This window comes from Streptomyces sp. NRRL B-24085 (genome assembly GCF_001282115.1).
GTDB lineage: Bacteria > Actinomycetota > Actinomycetes > Streptomycetales > Streptomycetaceae > Streptomyces.
In genome coordinates this window covers 1-13,466 of record NZ_LJBR01000065.1, presented here as the reverse complement: position 1 = coordinate 13,466, position 13,466 = coordinate 1, and the positions used below count along the sequence as shown (strand labels likewise).

Below are 13,466 nucleotides of genomic sequence, written 5' to 3'. Positions count from 1 at the left end.
GTGCGGGCGTGTCAGGGCCGGGCGTCTTTATGCCGCCCCGGGACGGACGGGGTCGGTGAGCCTGATCCGGATGAGCCCTGACGCCCTGTCCAGGGTCTCGATGACGTCGGCTCGGGTCGGGCCCTGGGCGATGACGTAGCCGAGCCGGTCGTAGGCCTGACGCGGTGTGCACACCGTGCGTCCCGGCTCGGCCGTCGGCACCACGTGGGTGACGCCGGGCAGTCGCCCGGCCTCCTCCAGACCGTCGAAGCCGCTGAGCACTCCGTCGCGGTCGGCGGTGAGGAACTGGACTCCGGCCCAGGACTCCTGGTCGGCCCTCGGTTTCACGGACAGTCCCGCGGCCGCGCCGAGTTGCTCGGCCAGCAGATCGGTGCCGGAGGAGAGGCGGACGAGTTCGGGAATCATGCCGCCGGCGGGCCTGCCGTTGATCTCGATCACGGACACGTTGTCGTCGTTCACCCTGACCTCGGTGTGGGAGGCGCCGTGCCGGAAGCCGACGGCGGCCAGCGCGGCGGACACCACGGTCTCGATCCGGGCGGCGAGGGCCGGCGGCAGCACCGCGGGGAAGACGTGCCGGTACTCGACGAAGTGCGGTCCGTCGGTGACGTGTTTCTCGGTGATGCCCACGCAGATCGTCTCGTCGCCGGTGCCGAACATCTCCACGCTGTACTCGGGTCCGTCCAGGTACTCCTCGATCAGTGCGGTAGGAGCGGCCCGCTGTCCTCGCACGTTGAACGTACGGCCGAGTACGGACCGGGCGGCGGCCTCGGCACGGTCGGCGCTCGCGCACCGCACCACGTCGACGGATCCGGAGTCGTCGACCGGTTTCACCACACAGGGCAGTCCGACCCGGCGTACCGCTTCGGCGACGTCCTCGGGGCGGTCCGCGGTCGCGAACCGGGTGCGGCACAGGCCCGCGTCGGCGAGTGCCCGCCGTACCTGCGCCTTGTCCCGGCACAGGGCGGCCACCTCGGGCGGGTTGCCCGGCAGTGCCAGCCACCGGGCCAGTTCGGCGACGAGGGGCAGGTAGAACTCGCTGGTGGTGGTCACGCCGGCGCAGTCCTCCCGGCGGATGGTGTTCCTGAGCGTGCGGCGCACCGCGCTGAGGGAGTTGGTGTCGCAGCGGACCGTCTCGCAGGCGCGCTCGGCAAGGCCCTGGTAGCGCTCCGGGTCCGCGGTCAGGAAGAGCGGTTCGAGGCCGAGTTCCCGGGCCTTGTCGAGGGCGAGCATGCCGGTCCCGGTGGTGTTCGACTCGACGAAGATCAGCTTGCGGGGCTCCTGGCTGCGTCGGAGCTCCGCGCAGGACCAGGCGGTGACCTCCTGGCCGTAGGGCACGCGGACGGGTGTGCGCCGCCGGGGCTGGGAGGACAGGTCGGCGCCGCGCCAGTGCTCGTCGTCGTAGACGGTCCCGGTGTAGCGGTCGCCGCGGTCGGGGAAGATGCCGACGATCCGGCTGCCGGGCGACGCCTGTGCGGCCAGGTGCCTCATCACCTGGTAGACGGAGCCCGAGGTGTTGCCGCCGAAGACGTTCTGTTCCCGTGCCAGGTCCCGGGTGGCGGCGAAGGCCTCGTGGTCGTTGAGCCAGTGCACCTCGTCGATGAGGGTGCTGTCGAGGTTGGCGGGGTGCAGGCTGTTGCCGAGTCCGCTCTGCAGCCGCCGAGGACGGTCGGGCTGGTCGAACAGGACGCTGCCCACGCAGTCGACGCCCACCACGCGCAGCCCCGGCAGGCTCTGGCGCAGGACGCGGGAGGTGCCGCACAAGGAGCCGCCGCTGCCGACGGACCCGACGACGGTGTCCAAGGAGCCCAGATCTTCCAGGAGTTCGGCCGCCAGGGCGCGGTAGGCCAGCGGGTTGTCCGGGTTCTGGTACTGCTGGGGGCAGAACGCGCCCGGCAGTTCGTCCATCAGTTGCGCGAGGCGTTCGAGCCGGGCGCTCTGCCAGCCGGCGGCGGACATCGCCTCGACGACGTGGACCGCGCATCCCAGGGCCCGCAGTTTGGCCAGGGTGATCGGGTCGATGCGCGGGTCGGTGACGATGTGGACGGGATGACCGAGGGAGGTGCCCACCAGGGCGACGCCGAGGGCCATGGTCCCGGACGAGCTCTCGATGACGGGTGCGCCGGGAGTCAGTTCGCCGGTGCGGCGGGCTTCCAGAATGGCTTGTTTGGCGACCCGGTCCTTCATCCCGAAGAGGTTCTGCAGTTCCAGTTTGGCGTAGAGTTCCACGTCGCCGGGGCCCTCGTGGCGGAGCCTGACGACAGGTGTGTGTCCGATGGCGTCCACGACGCTGCTGAAGATCACAGGTTCCCCGATCGGTCGACGGACGGTGAGTGGGGCGGGCCCACATCGACCAGTGAGTGGTAGAGGGCGGTGTGGCCGGCGAGTTCGCGGCAGGCGTCCCTGACCCGGGTCAGCCGGTTCTCGTACTCCGGGTCCTCCTCGGCGAGCAGGACACCCAGAACCGTGCCGCTGTGGGCCGCCACCACGCCCAGGGCGCCCGCGGTCCGGCTGATGCGGCACATCTCGTCGAGCATCCGCTTCGGACGCAGCCGCTGGTTCATCACCGCGCTGCGAGTGGCGACCTCACCCATGGTCACCAGGTCTCGCTCGCGCAGCGCCCGGACCAGGGTGTCGAGGAGCCGGCCGTACTCACGTCTGTCGGCGGGGCCGAACGGTTTGGGGATCCGGTTGAAGGCGACGGTGGGTACGGCACCTCCCTCGTCGACGCCGACGATGGTCAGCGGGGGCGGCTGGCCCAGGTGCTCGCGCAGTCGCGCCTGCCGGTGGTAGAAGGCGACGGAACCCGGGTACATCACCCCGTCGGTGGGCTCGATGGCGCGCAGCAGGTCCTCGATCGTGCTGTTGGCCAGGGGGATGCCGAAGGCGGAGCAGATCGCCCGGCAGGCGGCCACCAGGTCCGCGGACGAACTGGCGAGCCCTTTGCCCTCCGGCAGGGCGCTGTGGATGGTCAGCGTGCCACCGCGGTCGATGCCGTGCCGGGCCAGCAGCATCCGGGCCAGGGTCAAGGACTTGCGTTTGTGGGCGGGTCGCACGGTGACCGGGCAGTCGGCCGGGCCCACGTCGAAGCGGGCGGTGGACCACAGGTCGATCGGCAGGGTCACCAGGAAGTCCAGGCCGTTGTCCGGCAGCACTCCTTGGAGCAGTTCGCCGAATGTGCCGAAGGCGCGGCTGATGCCCAGCCCGCCGTCCAGTGTTCTTTCGATAGCGGACTCGTGGGTGCGCATGTGTGTGGGCGTCCCTCTCGTTCGGAGTGCTGTCAGCCGCTGAGACCGAGCAGACGGTCCGTCTCCGTCAGGCCGGCCCGGACCGTGGCCCGGCGGCTCTCCCAGGTGTCCGCCAGCCGGCGGGCGTGCGCGCGCTGGTCGGTGAGCAGCGCGCGCACCGCGTCGGGGTGGGCGGAGCCCGGGGTGGTCTTGTTCCGCAGTCCCCGGTCCACGTCCAGGGACTCGGCCAGAAGCGCGTCCGGGGCCTCGACGTGGTGTCCGTGCCGCGAGGCGGCCTCGCGCAGCAGTGCCGGTTCCGTACGGCCCGGGGGCAGTCCCTTCTCCAGTGCCGAGGTGATGTACTCCCCGGCGACGACCTGTGCGGTCCGCCAGGGCACGGCAGCCCGCAGCGTCAATTGGTTGGCGAGGGTGAAGCCGCCCAGGAAGTCCCGCTCACAGGCGGCGCGCATCCGGTCGGCCCGGAACTCGAGATGCCGCAGCACCGCCGTGAACAGCCGCAGAGCCGAGGCCATCTCCTCGACGGCGGAGTGCCGGAAGCCACCGGCCTCCTTCGACACCTCGATCATGTTGGTGTACGGAACGCCGCGCTGCCCGATCACCAGGTCGAGATGGGCGCTCGCCACGTGTGCGGCACGACCCCGGATGCGTTCTAGGACGGGAAAGTTCCTCTTCTGCGGCATGGCCGCGGAGATCCCGCAGAACTCGTCGGGCAGGTCGACGAAGCCGAGCTCGCTGCTCCCCCAGGCCATCAGATCGGTGACGAACCGGCCCAGGGCCACCGCGTAGGTGGACAGTTCGGCGGCCGTCTCGACGCGCCAGCCCCGTGAGGCCACCGCGGTGAGCGCGTGCGGCACCGCCGAGGTGCAGCCGATCAGACGGGCCATGCGCTCGCGGTCCCACGGCAGTTCCTGGCCGGCCATGGCCCCCGCGCCCAGCGGGGACCGGTTGTTGACGTCGTGGGTGAACAGGAGCCGCTCCACGGTGTGGAGGGTCTGCTCGACGACAGCGGTGAGGTAGAAGCCGGGGCTGATGATCTGGGCGGCCTGGTACTGGGTGTAGCCGGGCATCGGCAGTTCGACGGTGCGCTCCCCGAGGTCGAGGGCGGCCTCGGCCGTGTCCAGCAGGGCCTGCGCGGTTCGGGCGAGTGTCTCGCGCCCGTGCAGCAGTTGTGCGCAGGCCTGGAGGTCGTTGCGGCTGCGGTCGACGTGCCAGTGCACCACGCGCCGCGGCAGATGCCGTTCCACGTGCCGCTCCAGCGCCAGGGCCAGGTCCGACAGGTTGGCCTCGGGGTCGGCGACCAGCGTCTGCGGCGTGGTGCGGTGCAGGATCGCGGCGATGGCCGTGCGGTCAGCGGCCTCGACGAGTTCCATGCGGTGGTACTCGACGAGGAGCACCTTCTCGATGAGGACGTACCAGGGGAGGAGGTGTTCGGCCTCGTACCGGAACTGGGGGCCGAGCACCTCGTCGTGCAGGAGTCGGCTGGGCGTGGTCCGGACGCGGCCGCTCAGGGGGCCCGCCGCGTTCTCGCTGGGTCGCATCGTCGCGAGTGCTCCTGCCTGGCGACAGCCGTCGCCTGCCCGATCGGTTGCGGGCACCAAGCATCACCGGGCACGGGCGGCGCGGGCGGCAGCATGGAGGGCAAGAACGCGGCAGTCTGCCTGCCGGTCGCATCCGGCGCAGACTGCCGTCGCTCGTGGCCGGGGCGTGCCCGCGGCTGTCGTCAGTGGACGGTTTCCGGCTCCTGCATCTCGAAGAGGCGGGCGACGAGGTTCAGGACGCGGAAGTGTGAGCCGGCCGAGCCGTCGACGCGCCGGATCAGGCCGCGGACGAGCAGTCCCCAGACCCGCCGGGCGGAGTCCGGTTCGTCGATGCCGGCGAGCCTGGCGACGTCCTGGACGGTCCAACCGGTACGCAACGGGGCGAGCAGGCCCAGCAGTTGACGGTCCGTGGCGGTGACGGTGCGCACCGACTGTTCCAGGGTCTGCCGCAGCGCCGGTCCGGCACCGCCCACGGTCGGCGAGATCAGCAGGGACAGGGGGTCCCGCCGGGCACGTTCCAGGAGCTGTACCGGGGACAGGACGAGACCCCACTCCGCTCCGAGCTTGAGGGCCGCGGGAATGCAGTCGAGGGCGCGGCAGACACCGACGAGATGACCGACCGTGGCGGCGGAGGTGTCCGCGGCCCGTGGCTGCAGACGGCGGATGTGGGAGAGCATCAGTTGGACGGCGGGGTGGTGCTCGGCCCTGGCGGGCGGGTTCGTCTCGCACGCCGGCACGTCGAGCGGTTCGAGGGGCAGCAGGTGCTCGCCGGGGGTGGCGCCGCTGTCGCGGGTCGTCACCAGGACCCGCAGGCCGTGACAGCCCGCGAGCAGCGCCAGCACGCGGTCGGCGCCGATCTGCTTCAGGTCGCATCCGTCGAGGACGAGCAGGGTGCGCCGCTGGCCGATCATCTGGACGAGCTGACGGGCGTCGAATTCGTCGCCCATGAGGTGCTCACCGATCCGCGAGACCTCGGCCACCACCGCGCTGTCCACCCGGAACCGGTCGGAGCCGTCCGTGTGCGGGCCGGGAGCGCCGAGTGAGACCCACAGCGTCGAGTACGAGTGGAGCTTGTGGAGGGTGTGCGCGACGTCGAGGGCCACGCTCGTCTTTCCGACACCGTTGAGACCGGTGATGGTCATCCAGCGGTTGTGGTCGCGTGTCATGGCTTCGACCACGGTCTGCACCTCGGCCTCGCGGCCGGACAGACCGTTGATGCGGGCGGGCGGTTCGATCGGGGCCGCGTCGCTGATCAGTTTGGCGGCAGCCTCCTTGGCGCTGCCTCCGCACGCCGCGTGGAGCACCAGGCGCTGGGACTCCCCCAGGTGCAGTCCGTTGGCGATGAGCCGCACGGTCTCCTGCCGGGGGCGTTCCACCCGTCCGTTCTCCAGATCCCTGATCGCCCGTACGCTGACCGTGCTGATCTCGGATAACTCGTACTGGGTCAGGCGCGCCTGGCAGCGGAACCTGCGGACCAGGGTGCCGATTCCTTCGGGTCCCATTCACAACCTCCGTTGGTTGTTCGACTTTCCTCGTGCACATGTGATCGGCGAGACGACGGGTGGGCCCCGGCCGAGGGACATCGTTGTCCCGGCCGAACTGGTGCTGGGCCCCCTTTCGAAAGGCTTCTTTCATTCTTCTCACGGTCCTGGTCGGTGTCCATAGCAGCGAAATCGGGATCAAGGCCGAAACCGTGCGGCGGGCCAAGGTGCCGGTCGACTGCCGGTCCGGAGTGCCGCGGTCGCGGCCACGCGGTTCCTACGCTGACGCGGTCCGCCTCATTCCAAGGAGATTCCGTGTTCATGGTGGTGGCCAACGACCAGGACCAGTACGCGATATGGCCCGCCGAGCTCGAACTGCCGGACGGCTGGCGGGCCGAGGGCACGCGCGGAGACGAACAGGAGTGTCTGCGCCACATCGACGCGACATGGACCGACATGCGGCCCCGTGATCTGCGTGAGCGGATGGCCCGCGCGGAGGGACAGCGGTGACGGCCCCGGCCTGTGAGCCGGCGTCGGTCATCCAGCAGGGCATGTGGCTGGCCTCCCGGCTGGCTCCGGGGAGCCCGGCGTTCAACGTCTCGACGGCGAGCCGACTGACAGGACCGCTCGACGTGGGGGCTCTCCAGGCCGCGGTGTCGGCACTCACGAGCCGCACCCCGATCCTGCGCTCGCGCTTCGTCGAGCGCGCCGGGACGCTCGTCGTCGAAACCGTTCCCGACGCCAGTGTGCCGCTGGAGGTGGTCGATCTCGGCGGCAGGCTGGAAGCGGCGGCCCTGCGGGATGCCCGGCGCCGGGTGGAGACCGCTGCCGCCGTGCCGTTCGACATGTCCCGCCCGCCACTGCTGCGAGCCGGCGTGATACGGCTCGGGCCCCGCGACCACGTCGTGCACCTCGACCTCCATCACTCCGTCTGCGACGGCTGGTCACTTCGACTGCTGCTGAGAGAACTGGCGGAGACCTACGCGTGTCTGTGCCGTCCGGACGCCAGGGGCCCGGCACCCGCCCCGTCCCGCCCGGCCTACTGGGAGTACCTGCGCGGCGCCCGCGGCACGGACGGTCCCGGACGTGCGGCCGACCTGTCGTTCTGGCGCCAAGAGCTGTCTGGAATACGCCTGTTGGAGCTGCCCGGCAACTCCGTGGAGCCGACGCCGGGTACCGTGCGGCCCGGCGCGCAAACCCGGTTCGTTCTGGACGAGGATCTGCTCGCCCGGGTCGACGCCCTGGCCGGGCGGCTGTGCACCACGCGGTTCGTGGTGCTGCTGAGCGCGTTCCAGACCGTGCTGGGCCGACTGTGCGGCACCCGCGACGTGGCGGTGGGCACCACCGTCTCGCAGCGGGACGGGGCCGAGGCCGAGCGGGTCGTGGGCCCGCTGTTCAACACCGTCGTGCTGCGGGGCGAGTTGGGCGGCGACCCTGCCTTCGCCGACCTCGTCGACCGCAACGCCGAGCGGTTCCTCGACGTTCTGGAGCACCGGCAGACCCCCTTCGAGACCGTGCTCCGCGACGTCCGGCGCACGACCAGGTCGGCGGCGGCCAACCCGCTGTTCAACGTCCTCTTCGAGGTGGACTACGAGCCGGCCGAGGCGTTGCGCCTGACGGGCACCGACGCCGAATCCTGGCCGGTCGGCTTCACCACCCCGAAGAGCGACCTGGACCTCGCGCTCGCACCGTGCGGCAGGGGGCTCGAGGGCACGCTGACCTACCGGACCTCTGCCTGCGACAGCCGTACGGCCGAGGAGGTGGGGACCCGGCTGCGCACGGTCCTGGACTCGGTCACCGACCCCGCACGCGGTGGGCCGGATCTGCGGCTGCACCGGATTCCCGTCCTCACCTCCGGCGAACTGGCCCGGTTCGAGGAGCTGTCGGACGGCGGGCCCGGCGAGCTCCCGGACGCCTGCCTGCACGAACTGTTCGAGCGGCAGGCACAGCGCACTCCGGATCAGGTCGCCGTGCGCGAGGCCGGCGGGGACGGAGCGGCCGCGCTCACCTATGCGGAACTGGACGCGCGAGCCGACCGGATCGCCCGGGCGCTCGCCGCACGCGGGGTGGGCCCCGAGACCCGGGTGGCGGTGTACATGCACCGTTCCACGCATCTGGTGGCCGCGCTGCTGGGGGTCGCCAAGGCGGGCGGAGCGTACGTACCGCTGGATCCGGCCTTCCCGCTGCCGCGGCTGCGCCATCTCGTGCGTGACAGCGGATCCGCCGTCGTCCTGACCGAGCCCGCCCTGGCGGATTCCGCCTCCGAACTGTCGTCCGCGGTCATGCTGGTGGACGAACAGGCCGCCCCCGGCGGACCGGCCCCGGAGCCGGCCGATCCGCGCAACCTGTGCTATGTCATCTACACGTCCGGTTCCACCGGCACGCCCAAAGGCGTCCTCGTGGAGCACCGGGGTCTGGTCAACTTCCTGATGTGGTGCGTCCACCGGTACGTCGGCGACCGCACCGGCGGGGCGCCGCTGTTCTCGTCGATCGCCTTCGACATGATCGTGCCGAACCTGTTCGCACCGCTGCTGGTGGGCCAGACCGTCACGGTCGTCCCCGAGTCCGTCCCGCCCTCCGAACTCGGCGAGGTCCTCTGCGCGGCCGGGCCGTTCGCGTTCGTCAAGCTGACCCCGGGCCATCTGGAGCTGCTGACCCGCCAACTGCCGGCGCACCGGGCGCAAGGTCTGGCCCGGCTGCTGGTGGTCGGCGCCGATGCCTTTCCCCGCTCGGCGCTCGGCGCGTGGCGTGCGCTCGACCCGCACACGCCGGTGCTCAACGAGTACGGCCCGACCGAGGCGTCCGTGGCCAACAGCGTGCACGAGGCCGCTCCGGACGACGCCGACGGGGCCGGTGACCTGCCCATCGGTCTGCCCATCCCCCGCACCACGCTCCATGTCCTGGACGCCTCCTTCAACCGGGTGCCGACCGGCGTGACCGGCGAGATCTACATCGGCGGCGACTGTGTGGTGCGGGGGTACGCCGGTCTGCCCGCGGTGACGGCGAGCCGGTTCCTGCCGGATCCGTACGGCCCGCCGGGCGCCCGTATGTACCGGACGGGAGATCTGGGCCGCTGGAACGCCGACGGCGAGGTGGAGTTCCTCGGCCGAGCCGACCAGCAGGTCAAGATCCGCGGATACCGGGTGGAACCGGCGGAGGTGGAGAGCGCGGTGGCCGCGCATCCGGCGGTGCAGCGAGCCGTGGTGGTCGCCGTGCGCGCCCCCTCGGGTCAGCTCGCGTTGGCCGCCTACGCGGTCCCCCGTACCTCCGAGCGGCCGCCCGCGGCAGAGCTCCGCGCATCACTGGGCGAAGTACTGCCGCCGTATCTCGTGCCCTCGGTGATCACCTGGCTGGACGCACTGCCGCTCAATGAGAACGGCAAGACGGACCGGGCCGCGTTGCCGCCGCCGGTCTGGCAGGGTTCCGGCGCGGACGGGCCCTCCGCTCGCTCGGCCGGCGAGACGGCTGTCGAGCTGGCCGCCCTCTGGTCCGAGCTGCTCGGCATCCCGGCGCAGAACATCGGGGCGGCCGACGACTTCTTCGCTCTGGGCGGCGACTCCCTCCTGGTGCTCGCGCTGCTGGAGCGGCTGCGCGTCCGCTACGACCGCCCCGTCCCCTTCGAGGAGGTCCTGCGCTCCCCCACCCTTGCGGCGTTGTCGGCGGTGATCGACGCCGAGCGCAAGCGGCCCGGCGTGTCCGGGTCCCCGGACGTGTCCCGGCCCCGCAGTCTGGCGAGGATCCAGGGGGCCGCGGGCGGGGGTGTCCCGTTGGTGCTGGTCCATCCGGTCGGCGGCACGGTGTTCTGCTACCGGCATCTGGTAGCAGAACTGCCGCCGGCACAGCCCGTGTACGGGCTGACCCTCGCCTCGTTGCACGGCGACGGCGGCGACGACGAGAGCACTCTGGAGCTGATGAGCTCCCGGTACGCGCGCGAGATCGCGGGAGCCGTGGACGAGGCGGTGGTCGTCGCCGGCTGGTCGGCCGGGGCGCCCGTGGCCCTTGAGACCTCCCGTCAGTTGGCCGCCCTGGGCCATGGCGTGGCCGGGCTGGTCCTGCTCGATCCGTGCGCGCCGGAGGACCCGGCGGGCTGGCGGCAGCAGGAACGTGAACTGGCCGGGATGAGCGCACGGTTGCACAAGGCCACGGGCCGGCGCCTGGAGGAGGACTTCCAGGCGATCATCCGATCCGGTCTCGTCGAGGCCATGGGGGTGGACCCGGCGTCGTGCCGCACGCCCGACCGGTTCCCCCGCGAGGTCCTGCGGGTGTGGCAGCGGCAGTGCGCACGGCTCGGCTCCTACCGTCCCGGCCCCCACGACGGCGACCTGTGCCTGGTGACCTCCGCCGAGGACGCGCATTCGGCCCGCTGGGAGTCCCTGGCAACCGGGGCGGTGCACCGGGCGAGCGTGTCCGGCGGCCACTTCGACATGCTCAGGCCGCCGCTCGCCACCGAGGTCGCCCGGGCGGTGAGCGGGTTCCTGCCGATCGCGGTGGCGGGCGGGCCCGCGTCGTGACCGCGATGACCCTGGACGTCAGTCCCGTGCACGAGCTGGTCGGCCGCCAGGGCGAACGGGCCCTGGGGAGGCTGGCGGTCCGCTCGCCGATGGAGCAGTTCACCTACCGGGAACTGCTGCACAGTTCGCACAGTCTGGCGCGGCGGCTGACCGCGCTCGGCAACCCCGCGCAGGCACCGGTGGGCGTGTGTCTGCCGCGCGGCCCCCGATTCGTGGCGGCGACGCTCGCGGTCCTGGAGAGCGGCGCGGCGGCGCTGCCCATCGATGCGGCCACCCCGCCCGAGCGCGTGGACCGGATCCTTGCGTCGGCCCGGGCCACGGCCTGCTTCACCGACCGGGACGACACGGCGGCCGCCCCCGCCCCGGACGAACGGGCGGGCTCCGCGTCCATGGTGGTGTCCCGGCACGGACAGTGGCTGGCGCAGATCTTCGAGGCGCAGCTGGTCTGCCCGCTGACGCCGGGTGACACGATGCTGCACTCGGCGGCGGTCGGCTCGCCCGAGGCGGTGCTCGAGATGTTCTGGCCGCTGTGCGCGGGCGCGGCCGTGGTGGCGCAGGAGGCCCGGGATCCCATGGCACGGCTGCTGGCCTGCCAGCGCAACCGTGCCACCGTGATGGTGCTCCCGCTGGACGCGCTCGAGGAGTTCATGGACTTCCAACGGGTGCACGGGCTGCTGCCGCCGCCGTGGCTCAGGCATGTCCTGTGCACCGGTGCGGCGCCGCCTCCCCGGGTGGCCGCACGGTTCGCCGAGCAACTGGGCCGGCACGGCTGCTCGTTGCACGTGGTCGGCGGACCTGGGACGGCAAGGACACGAGCGTGACACGGCTGCGAGCGTGATACGGCGGTGCCGCGGCCGAAGACCGCGGCACCGCCGTGTCGGAGTCACTTGTGGCGTGCGGCGAACGCCTCGTACTTGCGGCCGAGTTCGTCCGCCCACTGGGCGGTCTCGGAGAGCTTCATGGCGGGGCAGTCGTAGCCGAGCATCCGCTTCATGACGGCCATCTCGGGTTCGGTGAACGTCACCGTCCCGTCCTCGTCGATCCGTTCGATGCCGTCGGCGCGCTGGCACTCCACGTTCAGCCGTACCGCCTCGTCGAGGGTGAGGGAGGGGTCCAGGTCCACCGTGGCCCCCTCCGCGGTCACCCGGACGGGATAGCCACCGGGCAGACCGCCGGGCGCGGGGGCGTGGCACAGGGCCCCGCTGTCGGTGGCCATCGCTTGCAGCACCCGCATCGCGGAGGAGGCCGTCAGGAGCTGGCCGTCGAGACCGCCCAGGCGTTTCAGCCGGCCGTTGATCTGGGGGAAGACCTCCTGGTGGGACTTGTCCAACAACTCTCCGCCGACCCGCGCGGTGAGGTGGTAGGCGCCCTTGCCGGCCTCTCCGTAGCGCGGCACGTAGTGGCTGAAGTAGTGCTGGGCGACGAGCCGGACCTCGACGTCGGCCGGGTCCCGGTCGGCGCAGTGCGCGTACGCCAGGGTGAGGGCCGGAACGATGTTGGCGACGTTCCCGATGCCGGTGGTGGGGGCCAGTCCGGCGGTGGCGAGTACGGGCCCCACCGCGTCGGGGTAGGCCGCGTTGACCACCTTCGCCCCGGTGCCCGACATCCGTACGGCCTGCATCAGCAGGTGATTCAGGGTGAGATGGCGAGGCAGCCAGGGGCCGAGCTGAGCCTGGTCGAGTTCCTCGAAGACGTCCTTCGGGAGCTGGGTGATGACCCTCCACGACTGGAGTGACGCTCCCATGAACACGATGTCGGGACGGACCCGGTCGAGCGTCTCGGCGGTGCCGGCGACGTCGTACAGGTCGATCCGTTCCGTCGCCACACTGCCGAACAACCCGAGGTTCACGGCGGTGAGTCGGGCGAGGTTGGCACGGCGCCGGAGGGTCTCCGGGTAGCGTCCGGCCACCACGACCCGGTTGGTGGCGGGGTGGGACAGCAGCATGGTGAGCAGTCGGGAGGACAGGTCTCCCATTCCCACCAGCATGATGAGGGGCTTGTCCGGACCTGTCGGAGTCGGCATGGTCACCACTTCACTCGGTCGGTGTCGGGGTCCACGGCCCGGGAGTCGGGCCGTTCACTGGTGCACGACGGCAGGCCGGCTTTCCAGCCGGTCGCGTGCCGTGTGCCGTTCGATGTGCGTCAGCGCCTCCGCGGGGTCGGCGGCGACGCTGAAGACTCGGGGGTCGCGCAGGAAACCGCGCTCGTGCAGGCTGTCGATCAGCGCCACGAACGGGGTCCAGGCGTTGTCCACATTGACCAGCACCAGGGGGGCGTCCAGCACGCCCAGGGCCTTCATGGAGATCACTTCGAGGACCTCGTCCAGCGTGCCGTAGCCTCCGGGCAACGCGACGAACGCGTCGGCCTCGTCGATCATCCCCCGCTTGCGTTCCAGCAGGTCGCCGGTGAGGACCAGGCGCTGTTCCGGGAGTTCGTCGGCCTGTTCGCGCAGACGCAGGAAGTCCGGGATGAGACCCGTGATGCGTGCGCCGCGCTCCGCGGCCCCGGCGGCCACGGCCCCCATGAGCCCGCCCGTCCCCGCGCCGTAGACCAGCCGGTGCCCGCGTTGGCCGAGCAGCGCGCCCAGGTCCCTGGCCGACTCCACGTACCGTGTCCCCGCTCCGGGAGAGAAGCCGCAGAAGACGCAGACGGAAAGGGGGACGGTCATCGGGTCTCCTCACGCAGCGGCTT

At 71.6% G+C, this 13,466-nt stretch carries 9 protein-coding genes; 3 read left to right on the top strand and 6 right to left on the bottom strand.

The features are described 5' to 3' along the window. Positions 1–27: 27 nt before the first annotated feature. The 4 genes from AOJ26_RS09870 to AOJ26_RS09855 all read right to left on the bottom strand — a co-directional run bounded on the left by AOJ26_RS09870 (position 28) and on the right by AOJ26_RS09855 (position 6,285). A complete protein-coding gene (locus AOJ26_RS09870) occupies positions 28–2,301 on the bottom strand; it encodes a pyridoxal-phosphate dependent enzyme (RefSeq protein ID WP_053847844.1) in 2,274 nt (757 codons plus the stop codon). Next, on the bottom strand, positions 2,298–3,245 hold the full coding sequence (locus AOJ26_RS09865; RefSeq protein ID WP_053847843.1) for a hypothetical protein: 948 nt from the start codon (positions 3,243–3,245) through the stop codon (positions 2,298–2,300). The genes AOJ26_RS09870 and AOJ26_RS09865 overlap by 4 nt, the downstream gene beginning before the upstream one ends. Positions 3,246–3,277: 32 nt before the next feature. Further along, the gene (locus AOJ26_RS09860) at positions 3,278–4,783 is read right to left on the bottom strand and encodes an argininosuccinate lyase (RefSeq protein ID WP_053847842.1); all 1,506 of its coding nucleotides are present in this window, start codon (positions 4,781–4,783) and stop codon (positions 3,278–3,280) included. Positions 4,784–4,965: 182 nt separating this feature from the next. Further along, the gene (locus tag AOJ26_RS09855) at positions 4,966–6,285 is read right to left on the bottom strand and encodes an NB-ARC domain-containing protein (protein ID WP_053847841.1); all 1,320 of its coding nucleotides are present in this window, start codon (positions 6,283–6,285) and stop codon (positions 4,966–4,968) included. A 300-nt stretch (positions 6,286–6,585) separates the two neighbouring features. Here AOJ26_RS09855 and AOJ26_RS09850 point away from each other — a divergent pair, with 300 nt between their 5' ends. Genes AOJ26_RS09850 through AOJ26_RS09840 form a run of 3 tightly spaced genes read left to right on the top strand, consistent with a single transcriptional unit; the run spans position 6,586 to position 11,596 of the window. Next, the gene (locus AOJ26_RS09850; protein ID WP_053847875.1) at positions 6,586–6,774 is read left to right on the top strand and encodes an MbtH family protein; all 189 of its coding nucleotides are present in this window, start codon (positions 6,586–6,588) and stop codon (positions 6,772–6,774) included. Beyond that, positions 6,771–10,775 (top strand): non-ribosomal peptide synthetase, encoded by a 4,005-nt coding sequence (locus AOJ26_RS09845; protein ID WP_053847840.1) that lies wholly within the window; start codon positions 6,771–6,773, stop codon positions 10,773–10,775. The genes AOJ26_RS09850 and AOJ26_RS09845 overlap by 4 nt, the downstream gene beginning before the upstream one ends. Before the next feature lie 5 nt (positions 10,776–10,780). Next, positions 10,781–11,596, top strand: coding sequence for an AMP-binding protein (locus AOJ26_RS09840; protein WP_053847839.1), 816 nt, complete (start codon positions 10,781–10,783; stop codon positions 11,594–11,596). Positions 11,597–11,658: 62 nt separating this feature from the next. On the opposite strand, the gene AOJ26_RS09835 is transcribed toward AOJ26_RS09840, so the two are convergent. Together AOJ26_RS09835 and AOJ26_RS09830 are read right to left on the bottom strand one after the other, a co-directional pair. Continuing rightward, complete coding sequence (locus AOJ26_RS09835) at positions 11,659–12,798, bottom strand: hypothetical protein (RefSeq protein ID WP_063790257.1); 1,140 nt, start codon at positions 12,796–12,798, stop codon at positions 11,659–11,661. A 54-nt stretch (positions 12,799–12,852) separates the two neighbouring features. Next, positions 12,853–13,443, bottom strand: a complete 591-nt coding sequence (locus tag AOJ26_RS09830) for a TIGR00730 family Rossman fold protein (protein ID WP_053847837.1) — start codon at positions 13,441–13,443, stop codon at positions 12,853–12,855. Between the last annotated feature and the right edge of the window lie 23 nt (positions 13,444–13,466).